Below are 18,572 nucleotides of genomic sequence, written 5' to 3'. Positions count from 1 at the left end.
CCAGCGCGCGGGTCTGTACGCGACACGCCGCGGGTTCACGTACAAAAGTGTGCGCTCGCGCCTGGGAAAGAGCCTGGGCAAGATCAGCGGCAGTACATCAGCTCGCCGCGGACATAGGTCGCGACCACCCGCACGGCGCCGAGCTCGGCGGGGTCGACGGCAAACGGATCAGTGTCCAGAAGGACGACGTCGGCGTCGCGGCCGACGCGGAGCATGCCGGTGTGGTGATCGATCCCGGCGGCGTAAGCGGCTTCCCGGGTGAATCCCGACAGACACGTGCTCAGATCCAGGCCCTGCTCCGGGCCCAGCGCAGCGGTCGTGGTGTCACCGGGTGGGCGTCGTGTCATCGCCACCTCGATCTGAGGCAGTGGATTCGGGGTGCTGACCCGCCAGTCGCTGCCGAACGCCATCCGGGTACCGGCCCGCTTGAGGTCGCCGAAGGGGTATTGCGCTTCGAACCGGCTGTCACCGAGTGCGGGTGCACACAGCGTGACGTTCTGTTCGTCACGGCAGGCCCACAGCGCCTGGACATTGGCGATCACGTCGAGTTCGGCGAAGCGCGGCACATCGGCAGGCGACACCACCTGCAGATGGCAGATCTGGTGGCGCAACCCAGGGCGGCGGGAAGCCTCGAACGCATCCAACGCCGCGGTGGTGGCCGCATCCCCGATGGAGTGCACGTGCAGCGAGAAACCGTGTTCGACGCAGGTGCGGACCGCAGCATTCAGGTGTTCGGGGTCATACAGCGGAGCACCGTGGGACTGTGAGCCCCAGTAGGGCTCGTGTAATGCCGCCGTCTGGTTCTCCACCACCCCGTCGACGAAGATCTTCACCATGGAGGCCTGCACCAGGCAGTCGCCAGCCAATTCGCGGGCCGCGACCAGCCCGTCGATCTGTTCGACACCGTAGGCCGGGTCCCAATGCATGGCGGCGGTCACCCGCGCCCGCAGGACGCCGGCTTTCTCGGCGTCGACGTAGGCCTGCAGCATCGGTGTCGACAGGCGGGCGTCCTGCCACCCGCCGATTCCCAGCGAGTGCAGGTAACGCTGGCCCAAATCCAGGGCTGCCGCCCACTCGGCGCCGGTGATCTCCGGCAGCTGCTCGCGGACCGCTCGCATGGCTGTCTCGTGCAGTACCCCGGTGAGCCGGCCGCGGCGGTCACGTCCGATGCGCCCGCCCGGCGGGTCCGGTGTGGTGGCGGTGATGCCGGCCCGTCGCAGCGCGATGGAGTTCACCCAGGCGCTGTGCCCGTCGCGCGCGGTGAGGTAGGCCGGGCGCCCGCCGGTGACGGCGTCGAGGATGCGTCCGTCGGGGTTGCCGCCCGGGAAGGCCGCCATGCTCCAGCCGCCGCCGCGTACCCACGCGTCGGTGGGCAGGTTCGCCGCAGCCGCTGCGATGACGGGCACGTACTCGTCGGCGGGTACGTCGTGCAGGTTGACCCACAGGTCGAACAGCGCACCCTCCAGTAGGTGGATGTGCGCGTCGTGGAATGCCGGGCAGATCAGCCCCGGCACCTCGATGATCTCGCCGTCCGGCGAGTCGACTGCGGTGATCCGGCCGTCCTGCATGGTGATCGACTGTGCCCACGGCTGTTTCGGGTCGGCGGTGAACACCCGTCCGACGAATGTGGTGGCCCGGCTCATCCGGCCCGCAATACGTCCAGGGGCAGGGTGGACAGCGTGCGCGCCCCGTCGGTCCCGAAGACGACGGTGTCGATCATCGGATACAACACGATGCTCTCGTAGTTGGTCACCACACCGGCTTTGAACACGTCATCGGTGGATTCGCCGACGGTGAAGGTCCATTCGCCCACCCAGTCCGGTGGGAACGAGATGCCCATTTCGTAGCCGCCGTTCCAGTCGTGCAGACCCCACAGACCGGAATCGCGGATGTGGGCCTCGATCTCCTGGGTCACGTCCTCGACCGGAACACCGTCGGCGGCTTCGGTACACAGGATGTCGAACGCCTTGGCCTCGATCTCGGCCAACCGGTACAGCTCGTCGCTGGGTTCTTGGCCGACGACAAACCAGCGTTCGATGTTGGCGTGGTAGCGATTGACCACCCCGCATGGGTCGGCGCACAGCACATCGCCGCGGGTGATCACCCGGTCGGAGGCGTAGGCATGGCCGAGTTCGATGGGGCCCACCACCACCGATTCGTGGAGCGCGGCGGGTTCACCGCCCGCACCGGCCATTGCCGCCACCATCAGACCCCACGCCTGTTTTTCTGTCATGCCGGCGCGGACGTCGGCTTGAAGTGCCCGTAACCCGATGTCGCACAACGCCGCTGCGCGCTCCATCATGGTGATCTCGGCGGGGGACTTGATCAACCGCACCGCCCGGGTCACGGCGCTGGCGTCGGCCACCGTGGCGCCCTCGGCTTCGAAGGCGGCCTGTATCGCCTCGCTGGTCACCCGGTTGGGCACGTGGCTGCGCATCTCCAGGCCGACTCGGCCGGTGAGCCAGTTACGGGCTCGCAGATCGTCGATCAGGAACTGCAGCAGGCTGTCGCCGTCGTCGCGTTTGCTCAGCCGGATGTCCTGGGCCACCGAGGTGCGGCGTAGCAGGTAGTCGTGGTGTTCGACGTCGTAGACCACCATCGCGCCGCTGTCGACGTTCAGCACCGTGCACTGGTGCGCCGGCCAACGGGACGAGGAATGCGCCCGATACCAACGGGATTGGTAGCCGTGCAGCCAACACATGCCGTCCGGTGAGCTGACCACCACCAGATCGAACCCGGCGTCGGCCGCGGCGGCCCGTAGCCGGACCCGCCGGCGGTCGTACTCGTCGGCGGAGAATGCGGGTCGCGGTGTCTCCTCGGCGACCTCGGCGTAGGTGTCGGCGATGAGTCGGCGCAACACCATCGCGTCGGCCTGGGAGCGGTATCGAGGTGTCACGCGGATGCTTTGACCCGTGTCCAGGCCTGATTCCAGGCGGTGAGTTGCTGATTCTGCAGGGAGGCCAGCCAGATGCTGGGATCCGACAGCACCGTCTCGTCGTAATCGAGGAACGGGTACTGCTCGATCAGCGTCGAGTAGGTGGACAAACCCGTCTTGGTGGCGATGGGGTAGCCCACGAAGTCGACGATCTTGGCCATGTTGTCGGGGCGGAGCAGGAAGTCGGCGAACATCAGCCCGGTGCCGGGATGCTGTGCCGATGCCGGGATGGCGAGACAGTCGGAGTTGAACGCCAATGTCTCCTTGCAGAATTCGAAACCGATGTCGTCGGCGAACGATGCTTCCTTCAGGGTGGTGAAGGTCGCGCCGGTGTAGTTCATCAACAGGTCAGCTTCACCGTTGGACAGTTTTTCACCTGCGGAACTGCCGAATCCTCCGAGGCTGCGGCGTAGCTCGATCAACGACTCGGCCGCCTGGTTGAGGTCGTCGGTGCTGTCGGTATCGGTGGGCAGCCCGAGCCGACCCAATGCCATCGTCATCGACACCGTGACGTCGTCGAAGATGAACGCCCGCCGGTCCAGGCGCGGGGCGATGTCCCAGAGGTCATTCCATGATCCGGAGAGGTTGCCGACCTTGCTCTTTCGGTAAGCCAGTCCGATGCCACCCATGGCGTAGGGGCCGGCGAGATGCTGGGCATTGGGTTCGAAGGGGGGATCGTTGAACAACTCGGTGACCTCACCCCAGTTCTGCATTGTGGAGTGATCGATCGGCAGCAGCAGGTTGGCGGCGGTGGCGCGGGCAAAGAAGTTCGACGGCATGAACGTGATGTCGTAAGACGCTCCCGCGCCCAGCTTCTGGATCATCTCGTCGACGGTGGAGAAGTAGGTCTGGTTGATCTTGACGTTGTATTCGGCTTCGAAGGCGGCCAGCACGTCGTCGGGAACGTATCCGGTGGGCGCGTAGTAGGCCAGGTCGCCGTCGATTTCGGGGGTGGGTGGCTGCAGGTCGGCTGCGGTTTGGGTGCCGCTGTTCTGGCCACATGCGGTCAACCAGAGTGCCGCAGCGGCACCGCCGCTCATGAAGAGGAACCTGCGTCGGTTCGTGGTGGGGTTCACCGGGCCTCCTTGATTTGGTGTGCTGGGGATGCGTTTTTGGAGCGTTGTAGCCAGACCCCGACCACGCCGATGCTGACGGTCACGATCACCATGGTCGTGCCGATCGCGTTGATCTCCGGTGTCAGACCGAAGCGCAACATGCCGTAGATGCGAACCGGGAGCGGAGCGACTTCGGTGCCGGTCAGGAAAACCGATGTGACGAAGTCGCCGAAGGACAGCACAAACGCCAGCGCCGCGGCACCGGCGATGGCCGAACGTAGTTGGGGGAACACGACGGTGGCAAAGACCCGCGTGTGGCCGGCTCCGAGATCGGCGGCCGCTTCTTCGAGGCTGGGGTTCAGGGTGCGTAGCCGGTTTCCGACCAGCACGGTGACGTAGACCAGTGTGAAGGTGGCGTGCCCGATGACCAGCGTGGTGGTCGACAGCGGCACGCGCGCGGTGGCGAACAGTGTCATCAGGCCGACGGCGGTGGCCAGTTCCGGTGTGATCAGCGTGGACAGGGTGACCGCTTCGATGGGTCTGGTGATGCGGCGGGATCCGTAGACGAAACCGAAGGACAGCAGGGTGCCGATCACCACGGCCAGTGCGGTCGCCGCGGCGGCCACTCCGAGGCTCAGCAGCAGCGCCGAGGTCACTTCCGGATTTCCCGCCGCCTGGCTGTACCAGCGCATGCTGAATCCCTCGAAGTCGGACAACGACTTCGAGGAGTTGAACGAGAACAGCATGATGACCACGAGCGGCAGGTCCAGGAACACCAGGACAGCACCGACAACAATGGCCAGCCCGGCGGGCATGCGGGTGCGATCAGCCACGGCGGACCAGTGTTCGGGTGGTCTTGGCTGCCAGGGCGACCAACACGATGAAGGCCAACATGCCGGTGAGCAGGGTGACGGTCAGTGCCGCTCCGAACGGCAGGGATCCCGCGGTGGCCAGCTGATCACGGATGAGGTTACCCATCATGTAGGTGGAGCCGCCGAGGAACTGGGCCACGGCAAAGTCGCCGAGGCTGAGCAGGAACACCAGCTGGCAGCCGGCGGCGATACCGCCCGCGGTGCGGGGAACCACGATGGTGGTGAAGGCGCGGACCGGGCCGGCATGCAGATCGTGTGCGGCTTCGACCAGCCGCCAGTCCATTCGTTCGACGGCCAGGAACACCGCCAGGATCATGAACGGCAAGAAGCTGTACACCAGGCCGAGGTTGAGTGCGTACACGTTGCCGATGAGGTTGACCGGTCCCAACCCGAGTCGGGTCAAAAGGGCGTTGGCCGGGCCGTCGCGGCCCAGGAGTTGGACCCAGGCGTAGATGCGCACCAGGTAGTCGGCCAGCCACGGCACCAGGATGGCCAGCAGGAGTATCGGTTTGGCGCGTCCACCGTAGCGGGAGATGGCATAGGCGCACGGGTAGCCGATGAGCAGGCAGAGCGCGGTGGCGATGGTGGCGTACCCGAAGGTGCGCAGCACGACCGGCAGGTAGGTGGATTGGAAGACCATCGTGAAGTTGTCGGTGTACCAGCCGTAGATCGGGCGGCCGATCATGTCCGGGGTGGCGATGGACGCGGCGACGATCAATGCCAGCGGAATCAGGTAAAAGCACGTCATCCATACCGACCCGGGCAGTAGGCTCCACCGCCAGCCAGCTCTCATCGAACCCTTCCTCGGATGACTATCGGACGATGACGTGTGGACGATGACGTGACTTAGCGTCGCGTCGATTTGTTTTCCGAATGTTTCGTAGGAGAAAACTTACTGATTCAGTAGCTCGGGCGCGGATTCTTGGCAATATCTACCTATGCTTTTTCTAAATCCGCAGAAATGAATACGAATTGAGGGGGGATTGGGGTGTCGGAAGATTCCGACGGCGCGCTGGATCGGATCTCGGCGGCGATCGTCGATTCATTACGGTCGGACGGGCGCAAGACGTACGCGGCGATCGCCAAAGAGGTAGGTGTCTCGGAGGCCACGGTGCGGCAACGGCTGCAGCGACTGACCGAGCAGGGTCACATGCAGATCGTGGCCGTCACCAATCCGGTGGGGCGCGGCCGGTTCACGTCGATGCTGGCTGTCAAGACCCGTGGGGATGTGGACGGGGTGTGCGCGGCGTTGCGTGATATCGCGGAGGTGACGTTTGCCGTCGCCACCGCCGGTGTCTACGACATCCTGATCGAGGTGTCCTGCCGGGACGGCGCGCACTTGTTGTCGGTGATCGACGGGTCCATTCGGACCATTGACTCGGTGGACGCGGTCGAGACGCTGGTGTATCTGAAGCTGCTCAAGCTGAACTATCAGTCCGGCGTCTGGCCCACGACGGAGTAGCCGCCCCGAAGGGGTGGTGCCGAGGTCAGAACCCCGTCCCGTGCACCTCGTGGCCCGGCGTCTCGGCGATCAATCCGCGGTAGGCCTGCTCGACGGAGGAGCCATGGTTGATCACGCCGTCGACCTCGCGCGCAATCGGCATGGGGATGCCGTACTTGTCGGCGAACTCCATGATGACGCTGGATGCTTTGACGCCCTCGGCGACCTGGTTCATTGCGGCGATGATCTCGTCGATCGACTTTCCGGAACCGAGTTCTTCGCCGACGTGACGGTTGCGGCTGCGCTGCGAAGTGCAGGTGACGATCAGGTCGCCCATCCCGGCCAGGCCGGCGAAGGTGTCGCGCTGCCCGCCGAGTGCCACGCCGAGCTTCGACATCTCGGCCACTGCGCGGGCCATCACCATTGCCCGGGTGTTTTCACCTATCCCCAGTGAGTAGCCCATGCCGACGGCGATGGCGTAGACGTTCTTCAGTGCTCCGGCCATCTCCACGCCGCACACATCGTCGGTGGTGTATGTGCGGAACCGTTTGGTGCGGAACAGATCTGCCAGGTTTGCCGCCAGATGCTGATCCGGCATGGCCAGGACCGCCGCGGCGGCGTAGCCGTCGGCGACCTCGCGGGCGATGTTGGGTCCGGCCAGGATTCCGGCGGGATGCCCGGGCAGCACCTCATCGACGATCTGGCTCATCCGCAGGTTGGTGCCCTGCTCGAGCCCTTTGACCAGTGACACCACCGGAACCCAGGGGCGCAGTTCGCGAGCCAATTCGCCGAGCACCCCCCGGAATCCGTGTGAGGGCACTCCCATGACGATCACGTCGGCGCAGTTGGCGGCCTCGGAGAAATCGGTGGTGGCGCGCAATGATTCGGGCAGAACCACATCACCGAGGTATCGCGAGTTGTGATGGTTGTCGTTGATGTCGGTGGCGGTGTCCTGGGAACGCACCCATTGCAGCGTCGGCGCGCGCCGGGCGCAGATGGACGCGACGGTGGTTCCCCAGGAACCACCACCGAGCACGACGACCTTGGGTTCACGTTGTGCGGCAGCCATGGCGATCAGGGTATTGCCACCGCTGCTGATTCAGGTGAACTTCGCAAAGTCGGCCGACTGCTCAGGCCTCGATCCTGGCTGGACGCATGGTGTAGGCACCGATGGCTGCCGCGGCCAGGCACGCCAGTGCCACCAGTGCCGCGAACCAGGGGAAGACCGCGGCCAGGGTCCAGTGGGTGGCGGCCCAGCCGGCCAGGACCGTGGGGATGGCCATCGCGGTGTAGGCCAGGAGGTAGAACGCCGACATGGTTTCGCCGCGCTGGCCCGCAGGCACCACTTTCGACAGGTGCCGCAGCGACCCGCCGAATCCGAGCCCGAATGTTGCGCCCAGCAGCGCCGCCGCGGCGAACACGAGGACCCACGAGTGCAGCATCAGCACCGGGATTGTCACGACCAGCGATACCGCCATGCCGATATCGCCCAGGATCGCGGCGCGGTGCGCGGGGACCTTGGTGGCGGCCAGCTGTGCCAGCGCGGCAGCGAATGCGGTGATGCCGACGACCCCGCCGGCGAACAGCAGGTTGTCGATGTGGGTCTGGTGCGCGGCCAGTGACGGGTACAGCGACAGCAGCACTCCCAGCACCGACCAGGACGCCATCGCACCGAGCGCGGCAAACCAGAAGTCGGCTTTGATCTCTTGTGGTACAGCGGGTTTGGAGATGCGGATCGGGCCTGCCGAGCGGGTGGTGTGCGTTTCGCGCAGCATCAGGACGCCGATCCCGACAACGGCGCAGACGGCGGCCACGACGGCGTACGGGGTGCGCAGCGGGTGCGGTGCGTACTGGGCGAGTACGGAGGAGGCGACGATTGCCACGGCGATGCCGATGTTGAAGCTGACTCCGCTGAGTTGGCCGGAGCGCAGGCCGTGCTGGGGGCGTAGGTCCAGCAGGGCCGCGGCGGCGGCCACCACGATGGAGCCGACGGCGGCTCCATGGACGGCGCGCGCCACCAGGAGCAGGACGATGTCCTCGGCCAGTAGGAACAGCACCAACCCGACGATCAGCGCGATCAGTGCGCCGAGGAGTACGGGCTTGCGGCCGATGACGTCGGAGATCCTTCCGGACACCAACACTGCGATCAGTGCGGCAAGCGCGTACACCGCGAAGACGATGGTGGTGGCCAGTGGTGTGAGATGCCAGGTGGATTCGTAGATGCCGTAGAGGGGGGCGGGGAGCCCGGACACGCCGAGGGCCACTCCGCACAGCACCAGCAGCAGTGGGTAGGCCCAACGCTGGGTGTCGGTCCGCGTGGTCGGGTCCGCCTGGGCCGGCGACATGGCCCCTCCTGGAGTAAGTTTGATGGTTATCGAACCGGGCTGAGCCTACGCCCGGTTTGATGATCATCAAACGGATTTTCCGGTGGCGAAGGACACAGCATGACGACCGAGGTTTTGCACCATCCGGTGGCTCCGGTTCATCAAGTGTTGGCAGCCCTGCAGGATCCGGTCCGGTTGGAAATGGTGCGCCGGCTGTACAACGCCGCTGCTCCGATGCAGTGCGCGTCGCTGTATGACGGCATCAACAAGTCGACGGCCACCCACCATTTCAAGATCCTGCGTGAGGCCGGGCTCGTCGACCGGGTGGTTTCCGATGGAGGTGTGCGGCAGCGGTTACGGACCGGCGATGTCGAGGCCGCGATTCCGGGACTGTTGTCGGCGGTAGTGGAGGGCGTGAATCGCGCCGGTTGACCTGATCTGAGCCCGCAAAATGAGTTCGCTGTGAATCGGGTGCGCTGTGGATTGGGGCGCGCTGCGGATCGGGTCCGGCGTTGCCCACCGTCGGTGTAGCGTGCCCGTAGGCCGCGCGAAAAAGTACCGAGCAGGCATGTTCATGTTTGCCGAAGTTCGTTAACAGAGCTACTTTTCTCGAAGTCGGGTTACCGCTGCCGGTCGGGTGATTTCACCGGGTTCTTCCGGCCTGTCCTGGCAAACGCGGCAAATACCTGCAGATTTTCGCCAGGATGCACCAGATTCATTCAGCGGTGCCGAAAGTGTGCAAAAGTGTCGCGGGTCGCGTAATCTCCTTTTTGTTCAATCGCGGGGGTTGCTCGAGAGAGTGGCATATGCGGACTGGTGGCGGCACACGCCTCAAGCTTCCGGCATCGACCCTGCGATGTCGGTCGCGTCAACGGAGATGGACCCTGAGTTCACCCGCGCGGCTCCCGATACTTCCCAGAGCCCGCCCCCGAGCATGAGGTGTCGCGGTGGTTGCGGCGCTGGTCACCGGCTGGAAGCGGTGGCAGCCGATGTCGTCGAGGGGTCGACATGTCGCTGTCCCCATCTGAAAGTGTGGTGCCCTACGCCGCGACCGCCGTCTTTCGATCAGCGTCGCCGCAGCGTGACGACGGTGACGTCATCGTCGGTCCAGCCCGCTGCCATGGTCTGCCAGATCCAGGAGGCCGGTTTGTCGCCGGCACTTCCGAGGATCTGGCCCAGCCGTTCCAGCCCGTCATCGATGGTTTGGCGGCGGCGTTCGACGAGGCCATCGGAGAACAGCACCAGCCCGTGCCCGGTTTCGACGGTGAACACGCTGGGGTGATAGGTCGCGCCCTTGCCGACACCGATCGGCGGTGACAGCTGTATCGGTGCCGGGACCGCCGGCGTCGAGCAGTTTGTCATGAACGGCATCAACTGCCCGGCCGAGGCGGCCTCCACCCGTCCGGTGTCCAGATCGACCCGCACTGCCAGCACGGTGGCGAATGCCCGCGGCAGCAGGTGCACACAGAAATCGTTGAGTTGGCTCAAAGCATCGGCGGGTGTCGCGCCGGCGAACAACTGGGCACGTAGGGCATTGCGGAGCTGCGCCATGGTTCCCGCGGCGGTGATGCCGTGCCCGGCGACGTCCCCGAGCAGCACGATCAACCGGCCGTCACGCAGTGTGAACGCGTCGTACCAGTCACCGCCGACCCGGTCGCCGGCAGCGGGTTCGTAGTGCGCAGAGAGTTGCCAGCGATCCAGCGTCGGGATCGATGCGGGCAGCAGGCTGCGTTGCAAAGTCTCGGCTACCCGTAGTGCGGCCTGCGAGCGGTGGTACAGCGACTCGACCAGATGGCGGCGCAGCGCTTCTGCGGAGCCGGTTTCCCCGGAGGTCCATGGATCGCTGCGCTGATGCACGATCTCACGCCAACGCTCGAATGATTTGCGTGGGCTGAGCCGGACCTCGTCGCCTTCCTGGACCGCGATCGCTTTGTTGTGCGGATCGCCACCCCAGTCCACGGAGCGGATCACTTCGCGCCGGAACCAGATGATGTACTGCTGGTCGGGCAGCCTGAGTGCCAGCGCACCTGCGGCCACCTGCGGATCGATATCGAGTTCGGGCAGTTCGCGCGACAGGCATTCGGTGGTGGCGATCTCGTCGTCCGCACCGCGCGCCCAGGCGGCGACGGCAGTGACGACCTCGGGTGGGGGAGCCGACCCGCGAACCCGGATCTCGCCGCCGATGCCGACGACGACGCTCTCGGCGGCGACCAGATCCAGCAGATCGGTATCCCTCAGCAGTGCCCGCGCCAATGGCGTGCTGTTCTCCAGAGCGGCCCCGGTCAGTTTTGTCAGCGCGGCCTGCGCGGCCAGTTGCTTGTGCAGTTGGTCACCTTCGGCCTGGTCGACCAGGCGAAGCGACAGTGTGGAACCCAGGAACTCCGCCGCCGCCCGAGTGCCGTACGGCGGTAGGTGCGGACCGGCGTAGTGGTGGCAGGCGATCAGCCCCCACAGTTGACCGCGTCGCAGCAGTGAGATCGACATCGACGCCTGCACTCCCATGTTGCGCAGGTATTCGATGTGGATCGGTGAGACGCTGCGCAGGGTGGCGTGCGTGAGATCCAGCGGTGCCCCCGCCGGAACCAGTGGTGCGGGTGTGTAGCCGACGTCCGAGATCAGCCGGATCCAGTTCTTCTCGTACAGCGCGCGCGCCTGCGCCGGGATATCAGTGGCTGGATAGTGCAGCCCGAGGAATGAGTTGAGGTCCTCGCGTTTGGCTTCGGCGACGACCTCTCCGTTGTAGTCCTCGTCGTAGCGGTACACCATCACCCGGTCGAACCCGGTGAGTTTGCGTACGGCGCGGGCGGTGCTGTTGTACAGGTCGGCCAGGGTGCCGGCGCGGTTGAGTTCCTCGACCGCCCCCCGTACCGCTTGATAGGTGTTGGGGAACGAGAAAGGTCGTTCACCGTAGGCGATTTCGAGCTCGACGAGCAGCACTCCACCCGGCTCGCGGTGCAGGATCGCGTCGAAGGGCCGTGGCCGGCCGTGGACCTCGATCTCACAGTCGAGCGGGTTGCGTTGGCGCAGATCGCTGAACGTCGAACTGGCCTGTTCGATGCGCGCGGCCTGGTCGACTCCGATGAGTGCCGACAAGTGCCGTCCCAGCACCGCCTCGACCGGGCGGCCGAGTAGCTCGGTGACGTTGGCGCTGACCTGACGGACTTCGAAATCCGGTTCGCGCACCACGGCGAGGACACCGCGGGGCTGGATGCTGCCCGGGCTGTGGATCGGTTCGCGGGCACAGTTGTCCAGGTCGATGGGGGTGCCGACCGGAACGAGGTCCTCGGTCGGTGGCCCCTCCGGTGTTGTTGGCAACACGTCCCTTTCGCGGCTCGCCATGCGTACGGCTCGGCCGAACGAATTCCGTCCCAAGTATGCATTCTTCGCCGACCGCAGACGGCGATTGTGTGCATTTCACGTGGGCGTGGACGGTCGTCGGTGCCTGGGGCGAAGGTGGCTACCGCCGCGGGCAGCTAATCGTCATATCGTCGTATCGGCACCGGCTTTGGGTGTCTGCAGGTTACTATTTCGACCGTCGATATGACTTGCTGGCAATGGGGTCATGGTTGGGGGACAGCCGTCATCATGTGATGCGGCGGGATTCCGTGAGGGGCAGCGAATCGGGGAGCTGCTCTCGGTTCGTGTCATGGGGGGTAGTGATGTCACGCGAAGTTCGTCTACTGGCAAGCCGACAATCGGCGAAACGGATGGGTCGGCGTTGGGTGGCGGCCATATTGGTCGCGGTCGCACTGGTTGTCACCGGACCAGGGGTGCTGGTCGCCGCGCAGACACGAATCGGGTTGAACGGCGGACGCCCTACGCAGTGGCCGATTCTGGATCAGATGATGGCCGCCTCCGGCTTCACCCAGGAGGGCTGGCTCGACTTCGCGTCGCAGGTCGGCCAGAACTGGCTGCCCGGAACCACGCCGGTCCCGCTGGCCTACCCGGCCCAATTGGGGATCGTGTCCGGTCCGGGCGCGTTGACGGCTGATCAGTCGACCGACATCGGACAACAACTACTCCACGCCGCGATCTTGAAAGAACTGCAGGGTGGCGAGCCCGTGGTGGTCGCCGCCCTCAGCCAGGGCACGCTGGTGGTCGAGAGGGAGCTGCGGTATCTGCAGAGTGCCCCGGATGCGCCACTGCCGGGGGATGTGACCTTCTACTTGTTCGGTGGGATGGTGCGCGGCGTTGGTGACATGTACCTGCGTGGCGTGACGATCCCGTTCATCGGTCAGACATTCGGTCCGGTGCCGGAGAGTCAGTACAACGTCGTGGTGGTCAATGAGCAGTGGGATGGGTGGGCCAACCCGCCGGATCGTCCGTGGAATCTGCTCGCTGTTGCCAATGCGGTGATGGGCGCCGTGTACACGGTCAATGGGACCAACGATCATTCGCAGACGGCGCTCGACAGTGTGTCGCAGGCGATTCTGGTCTCGCGGGTCACCAACTCCCTGGGCGGCGTCACGACGACCTACCTAGTGCCCCGGGATGAGCTTCCGGTCACCAGGCCGTTGCGCCAGCTCGGAGTGCCAGGCTGGATGGTCGCCGAGATCGACAAGGCGTTGATGCCGATCGTCGCGGCCGGTTACTCGTCGATGACCCCGAATCTCGGGCCACGAATCCAGCATGGGCGCCTGGTCTTCACGCCCCCGCCTCCGCCGGTGATCGAGCCGGAGCCGACGCTGCCCGAATCGGGTGACCGTGCCGGCGCTGCCCCGGAGGCGGCCGAGATCGCCGGCGGCACTGCGGTATCGGAGCCAGGGGGCGCCCCGATCGCCCCGGCTGCGCGCACCACTCGTACCGCCACGAAAACTCACTCTGCCGACGCAGGGAGCGCTACCGAAGCCGAGAGCGCACCCGAAGCCGATGCCGCCGAGGGCAAGGTGAAGCGCGACAGTGGCGTGCAGCGGCGGCTGCGGCTGCATCGTGACCGTTCGGACGACGCCGTCGGCTCGGTCACCCGGGACCGGTCGGATCGGCGTTCGGCCCGCGCCGGTAACACCGGCGCTTCTGGTAACAACTCCGAGGGCACCCGCGTCGACACACCGGTTACCGCCGGCAGCTGAGCCGGGCTCTCACGCGCTGGCCGGAATCTCCCGGTGCAGCGGAGCCGGCCGCACGTCGGCGGCGCGGCCGAAGATCATGGATTCGTCGATGTGGTCGAACCGGTGGTCGATGGCGTCGGTGAAGAAGTTCTGCCGCACGTTCCACGGCCGCTTGGTGCCCGACTTGGGTAGGGCGTGCGGGTTGCGCAGCACGTAGTTGGCTTTGATGTCCCAGGCCAGCTTCTCCCGCATCGGTCGGTCACCCAGATGAGGAAAGGCATGGGTGTATCCGCGAGAGTTCATGTACGCCAGCAACTTCGCGACTGATTGTGCTGTCATGTCGGCGCGCAGCGTCCACGATGCATTGGTGTAGCCGACGCACCACGCCAGGTTGGGGACGTCCTCGAGCAGGTGTGCCTTGTAGACAAAGCGCTCCTGGGGGGTGATCTCGGCGCCGTCGACGCTGAGGCGGACACCCCCGAGTGCCAGTAGTTGCAGGCCGGTCGCGGTGACGACGATGTCGGCGTCGAGATGTCCGCCCGAGCGCAATGCGATTCCGGTGGCATCGAAGTGATCGATGTGGTCGGTGGCGATGTGGGCGCGGCCGGAGCTGATCGCCGCGTACAGGTCCCCGTCGGGCACCACGCACAGTCGTTGGTCCCAGGGGTTGTAGTGGGGTTTGAAGTGCACGTCGACGGGATAGCCGACCGGCAGGCTGGCCGTGGCCTGACGCCGGAGGAACCGGGCGGCCATCCGTGGGAAGGTCCGTGCGACGAACCAGACCAGGCCTTCTACGAGTGCGTTGCGCCACTTTGCGAAGCTGTGAGAAATGTTGCGCGGAAACTTTTTTCGTATCAGCTCGGTGAGCGGGTCGACGCGAGGGCCGGACAGCACGTAGCTGGGCGAGCGCTGCAGCATCGTCACCGCCGCGGCGGTGCGCGCCAAAGCGGGGACCAGCGAGATCGCGGTGGCGCCACTGCCGATCACGACAACCCGTTTGCCGGCGTGGTCGAGGTCCTCGGGCCAGAACTGTGGGTGGACCACCTGACCGCCGAAGCTGTTGATACCAGGAAAATCCGGTGTGTGGCCGGAGTCGTAGTTGTAGTAGCCGCTGCCGAAGAAGACAAACCGTGTCCGGTAGGTCTTGGGCTGCCCGTCGGTGTCGGTCCGGACGGTCCAGGTGTCCGTGGTCGAGTCCCAGTCGGCGGAGCGGACGTGACTGCGATAGTGGATGTGACGGTCGATGCCGTGCTTGTGTGCGGTGTCCTGCAGGTAGTGGCGGATATCGTCGCCGTCGGCCATGTGGTCGCGCCGGGTCCAGGGTTCCCACGGGAAACTCAGCGTGAAGATGCTGCTGTCGCTGCGCACGCCGGGGTAGCGGAACAGATCCCAGGTGCCGCCCAGGCGTTCGCGACGTTCCAGGACGACGTAGGTCAGGCCGGGGTTGCGTTCGGTGATCCGGTACGCGGCGCCGATCCCGGAGAATCCGGCGCCGACGATCACCACGTCGACGTCTTCGAGAACGTCCTCGGTTTGTTGGGTCTGGTCGGCTGAACTCACGCGGCGCCCTCGCTTCCCCGGAACAAGGTGTGGTACTCGTCACTTCAGCCTAGGCATCGGCCAGTTGGTTCGGCCAGTGCCCACGTTGGAGACTTCGGCCCCAAAACATTTATGTGCTATGTAAACAAGGTGAGTTATCGCGAGCAGGTGCCGGCATGACCGCGGAAACGGTCGTTTCGGCGCCGCCGCGCAATGCCTTCCGATTGTTGATGGATCCCGCGTTCGGAGTCCTGTTCTGGGGCAAGCTGCTCAGCGCGGCCGGGGTGTGGACCCACAATCTGGTGGCCGCCGTCGTGGTGTTCGACGCCACCGGGTCCGCGCTGATGGTCGGGCTGCTCGGCGTGGCGATGTTCGTGCCGCAGATGGTGCTCAACCCGTTGGCGGGCAAGTGGGCCGACCGGGGCGACCCGATCCGGCAGGTGATGATCGGCCGGGTTGTGTGTCTGGTGGGCTCCGGCGCCTTGGCGGTGTGGTCGTTTGTGACCACCGATCCGCAGGGGCTGGCCGCGGCGCTGCCGATCATCGGTGCGTCGGCGGTGGTCGGGGTCGGCTTTGTGGTCGGCGGACCCGCGATGCAGTCCATCGTGCCCTCGCTGTTGCGCCCCGGTGAGCTGTCGATCGGGATGAACCTCAACACCGTCCCGCTGACGGTGGCGCGGATCGGCGGCCCGGTGCTCGGGGCGCTGGTACTGGCCCATCTGGGGCCCACCGCCGCTTTCGGTGCCAGCGCCGCGACCCACCTGGCGTTCATCGTGATGCTGCTGCCGGTGACGTTCCCGCGGCCCAAGCAGCACGCCGCGAACACCGACTACCGGGTGCGAGCCGCCCTGCGCTACGTCTGGGCCGACCGTCCGCTGTTCCTGATGCTGCTCGGTGTCTCCGTGGTCGGTTTCGCCGCGGACCCATCGATGACGCTGGCGCCGTCGATGGCCGCCGAGCTCGACGGCGGCACCGCTCTGGTGGGCGCTCTCACGGCCGCGTTCGGTGTCGGGGCCGCCTTGGGTCTGGTGGCGCAGGCGCTGGCCGCCAGTCGCGTGTCAGCGGGCACTACGGCCGCCGGCGGGCTGTGGCTGATGGCGTTGGGCTCGGGGGGCGTCGCGGCCAGCCCGTGGACGGCGGGGGTGCTGGCGGCGTTCGCCGTGACCGGGTGCGGGTTCTCGTGGGGGATGACGGGGTTGAGCACCCTGGTGCAGTCCCGGGTGCCCGACGAGTACCGGGGCCGGATCATGTCACTGTGGCTGGTCGGTTTCCTCGGATCGCGGCCGATCGCGGCCGCGCTGCTGGGATCGACCGCCGATACGGTCTCGGTGCGGGTGGCGTTTGTGGTGGCTGCCGTCGTCACCGCCGCGGTGGCGCTGCTGTGCCCGGCCCGGGTACTGAATCGTCCCGGGCCGGTGGCACTGCGGTCCTGAACTACCGGTAGTTGACGAACTGCAGTGCGACGTCGAGGTCGGCGCCGCGCAGCAGCGACTGAACGGTCTGCAGGTCGTCACGGCTCTTGGAGCTCACCCGGATCTCCTCACCCTGGATCTGCGCCTTGACGCCCTTGGGGCCCTCGTCGCGGATGAGCTTGGTGATCTTCTTGGCTTCCTCGCTGCTGATGCCCTGCTTGAGGGTGCCGGAGACCTTGAACGTCTTACCGGAGGGCTGCGGATCGCCGGCGTCGAACGCCTTCATGGAGATGTCCCGGCGGACCAGCTTCTCCTTGAACACGTCGACTGCGGCCTTGAGGCGCTCTTCGGTGGAGCTGACCAGCTCGATCACCTCGTCGCTCTTCCACGCGATGGTGGTTTCGGTGCCGCGGAAGTCGAACCGGGTGGCCAGTTCCTTGCCTGCTTGATTCAGTGCGTTGTCGACTTCCTGCCGGTCGACTTTGCTCACAACGTCAAACGATGAATCCGCCATTGGACACATTCCCCTCTGCTCGATCGGTGGCCGTTTTCGTATTCGGTACATCCTCGTTGTAACCTTCATGTCGCACCAAACCCGGAGGGTCACGATGCGGAGCGAGAACAAGCTCTGCGGAGTAGCCCGCCCTTGAAACGGTACGGGTGGGTGCGGACCCGGCAGGTTGCCCGAGCGGCCAATGGGAGCGGACTGTAAATCCGTCGGCTAACGCCTACACAGGTTCGAATCCTGTACCTGCCACACTGATCAGGCCCCCTCTTCGGAGGGGGCCTGACGTGTTTGTGGGGGCGTCACCGACTCCCTCCCGTCGGCAGGCGCAGCGTGAAGCGTGCGCCCGGGTGATACGGCTCACATACGAGGTCGCCGCCGTGGGCGCGGGCCAACGCACGGGCGATGGGCAGCCCCAGGCCGGCGCCGCCGCGGTCGCGGGCCCGGGCCTCATCGAGGCGCACCAGCCGTTCGAAGATGCGGGCGCACTGATCCGCCGGCACGCCGGCTCCGGAGTCGGTGATCGTGACGTGGGCCATGTTGTCGTGGCAACCGACGTCGATGACGATCGTTCCGCCGGGCGGGGTGTGGCGACGCGCGTTGTCGGCGACGTTGGCCAGGATCTGCGCGACCCGGTTGGGGTCTGCCCGGATCGGCACGGCCGTTGCCCCGGTGCATGACACCTGAACCGAAGGGGCCAGGAGCGCGCTGCGATCGCGTTCGGCTTGGGCCAGGCCGACAAGATCGCATTCCTGCAGATCCAGCGGCAGCCCGGCGTCGATGCGGCTGAGGTCGAGCATGTCGCCGACGAGCCTGCCGGCGCGGCGGGCTTCGGTGAGCACCAGATCGGCCCGGTGTTGTTGTCGGGCAGACTCCGGGTCGTCGCTGATTTGGCCCGCCGCCGAGGCGATCTGCTCGGCGCCGGCCTGAATGCCGGCGATGGGTGTGCGCAGTTCGTGTGCGGCGTCGGCGAGGAACTGCCGTGTTGTCGATTCGGCTTGGGTCGCGGTGTCCGCGGCCGCCCTGGCGCGCTTCTCGGAGTCTTCCAGCGCGTCCAGCATGGTGTCGAATGCGGCGGCGGCGCGGCCTAATTCGGTGGCCGGGCGGTCCGGATGCACACGCCGTCCCCGGTCCCCGGCGGCGATCGATCCCGCGACGTAGGTGAGTCGGTGCAGCGGCGCCATCGCGGCGCGGACCACGACGGCCAGCCCGAGCGCGGCGATGGCGAGCACGACCACACCGGAGACGATCAGGATGATGCGCAGTTGGCGGAGCAACGTTGTGGTCGAGGTGGTGTCGGCCACCAGGATGACGTGGCCGCCTCCGGGCAGCGGGTGGGTGATGACCGTTGCGGTGGTATAGCGCGGTGGCGGTGGCGGCGGCGGTCTGGGCGGTACCGGTGGGGCGGGCCCACCCCGCGGGGGCGGCGGCGGTGGCGGGC

The 18,572-nt window shown here is 66.2% G+C and carries 15 protein-coding genes and 1 tRNA gene; 5 read left to right on the top strand and 11 right to left on the bottom strand.

The window, feature by feature from the left end; translation table 11 throughout:
* Nucleotides 1-83: 83 nt before the first annotated feature.
* From WBB07_RS25680 to WBB07_RS25660, 5 genes are read right to left on the bottom strand one after another with little or no spacing between them, the layout of a single operon-like run.
* A complete protein-coding gene (locus WBB07_RS25680; RefSeq protein WP_526311904.1) occupies nt 84-1,643 on the bottom strand; it encodes an amidohydrolase in 1,560 nt (519 codons plus the stop codon).
* Nucleotides 1,640-2,896, bottom strand: coding sequence for a M24 family metallopeptidase (locus WBB07_RS25675; RefSeq protein ID WP_526311902.1), 1,257 nt, complete (start codon nt 2,894-2,896; stop codon nt 1,640-1,642). The genes WBB07_RS25680 and WBB07_RS25675 overlap by 4 nt, the downstream gene beginning before the upstream one ends.
* Nucleotides 2,893-4,011, bottom strand: a complete 1,119-nt coding sequence (locus WBB07_RS25670; protein ID WP_526311900.1) for a polyamine ABC transporter substrate-binding protein — start codon at nt 4,009-4,011, stop codon at nt 2,893-2,895. The genes WBB07_RS25675 and WBB07_RS25670 overlap by 4 nt, the downstream gene beginning before the upstream one ends.
* A complete protein-coding gene (locus WBB07_RS25665; protein ID WP_526311898.1) occupies nt 4,008-4,823 on the bottom strand; it encodes an ABC transporter permease in 816 nt (271 codons plus the stop codon). The genes WBB07_RS25670 and WBB07_RS25665 overlap by 4 nt, the downstream gene beginning before the upstream one ends.
* A complete protein-coding gene (locus tag WBB07_RS25660; RefSeq protein ID WP_526311896.1) occupies nt 4,816-5,610 on the bottom strand; it encodes an ABC transporter permease in 795 nt (264 codons plus the stop codon). The genes WBB07_RS25665 and WBB07_RS25660 overlap by 8 nt, the downstream gene beginning before the upstream one ends.
* Nucleotides 5,611-5,850: 240 nt before the next feature.
* Between WBB07_RS25660 and WBB07_RS25655 the strand changes: the two genes are divergently transcribed.
* Entirely contained in the window at nt 5,851-6,324 is a 474-nt protein-coding gene (locus tag WBB07_RS25655; RefSeq protein ID WP_526311894.1) for an Lrp/AsnC family transcriptional regulator, read from the top strand.
* Between the two features lie 25 nt (nt 6,325-6,349).
* Here the strand turns inward: WBB07_RS25655 and WBB07_RS25650 are convergent, their stop codons facing one another.
* Both WBB07_RS25650 and WBB07_RS25645 read right to left on the bottom strand, forming a co-directional pair.
* Nucleotides 6,350-7,372, bottom strand: coding sequence for an NAD(P)H-dependent glycerol-3-phosphate dehydrogenase (locus WBB07_RS25650; RefSeq protein ID WP_526311892.1), 1,023 nt, complete (start codon nt 7,370-7,372; stop codon nt 6,350-6,352).
* Between the two features lie 61 nt (nt 7,373-7,433).
* A complete protein-coding gene (locus tag WBB07_RS25645) occupies nt 7,434-8,648 on the bottom strand; it encodes an MFS transporter (RefSeq protein WP_526311890.1) in 1,215 nt (404 codons plus the stop codon).
* Between the two features lie 99 nt (nt 8,649-8,747).
* On the opposite strand from WBB07_RS25645, the gene WBB07_RS25640 reads away from it, so the two are divergent.
* Nucleotides 8,748-9,059: an ArsR/SmtB family transcription factor gene (locus tag WBB07_RS25640; RefSeq protein ID WP_526311888.1), complete on the top strand. Its 312-nt coding sequence runs from the start codon at nt 8,748-8,750 to the stop codon at nt 9,057-9,059.
* A gap of 633 nt (nt 9,060-9,692) precedes the next feature.
* Here the strand turns inward: WBB07_RS25640 and WBB07_RS25635 are convergent.
* Nucleotides 9,693-11,966 carry a GAF domain-containing SpoIIE family protein phosphatase gene (locus WBB07_RS25635; RefSeq protein WP_526311886.1) on the bottom strand — a complete coding sequence of 758 codons (2,274 nt, stop codon included), beginning with the start codon at nt 11,964-11,966 and terminating at the stop codon, nt 9,693-9,695.
* A gap of 383 nt (nt 11,967-12,349) precedes the next feature.
* Here WBB07_RS25635 and WBB07_RS25630 point away from each other — a divergent pair, with 383 nt between their 5' ends.
* Nucleotides 12,350-13,696: a PE-PPE domain-containing protein gene (locus tag WBB07_RS25630; RefSeq protein ID WP_526311884.1), complete on the top strand. Its 1,347-nt coding sequence runs from the start codon at nt 12,350-12,352 to the stop codon at nt 13,694-13,696.
* Between the two features lie 9 nt (nt 13,697-13,705).
* Here the strand turns inward: WBB07_RS25630 and WBB07_RS25625 are convergent, their stop codons facing one another.
* A complete protein-coding gene (locus WBB07_RS25625; protein ID WP_526311882.1) occupies nt 13,706-15,235 on the bottom strand; it encodes a flavin-containing monooxygenase in 1,530 nt (509 codons plus the stop codon).
* Nucleotides 15,236-15,390: 155 nt separating this feature from the next.
* On the opposite strand from WBB07_RS25625, the gene WBB07_RS25620 reads away from it, so the two are divergent.
* Entirely contained in the window at nt 15,391-16,647 is a 1,257-nt protein-coding gene (locus tag WBB07_RS25620; protein ID WP_526311880.1) for an MFS transporter, read from the top strand.
* Between the two features lies 1 nt (nt 16,648).
* Here WBB07_RS25620 and WBB07_RS25615 read toward each other — a convergent pair whose 3' ends face one another.
* The gene (locus WBB07_RS25615) at nt 16,649-17,140 is read right to left on the bottom strand and encodes a YajQ family cyclic di-GMP-binding protein (protein ID WP_526311878.1); all 492 of its coding nucleotides are present in this window, start codon (nt 17,138-17,140) and stop codon (nt 16,649-16,651) included.
* 160 nt (nt 17,141-17,300) lie between these two features.
* Here WBB07_RS25615 and WBB07_RS25610 point away from each other — a divergent pair.
* Nucleotides 17,301-17,383 (top strand) — tRNA-Tyr (locus WBB07_RS25610).
* Between the two features lie 50 nt (nt 17,384-17,433).
* Here the strand turns inward: WBB07_RS25610 and WBB07_RS25605 are convergent.
* Nucleotides 17,434-18,572: HAMP domain-containing sensor histidine kinase (locus tag WBB07_RS25605; RefSeq protein WP_526311876.1), on the bottom strand; the 1,139-nt coding region annotated here is incomplete at its 5' end.

The sequence above is a fragment of the Mycobacterium sp. genome, from assembly GCF_049647605.1.
In the GTDB taxonomy this organism is placed as follows: Bacteria; Actinomycetota; Actinomycetes; order Mycobacteriales; family Mycobacteriaceae; genus Mycobacterium.
This window is presented reverse-complemented; position numbering and strand designations above follow the sequence as displayed.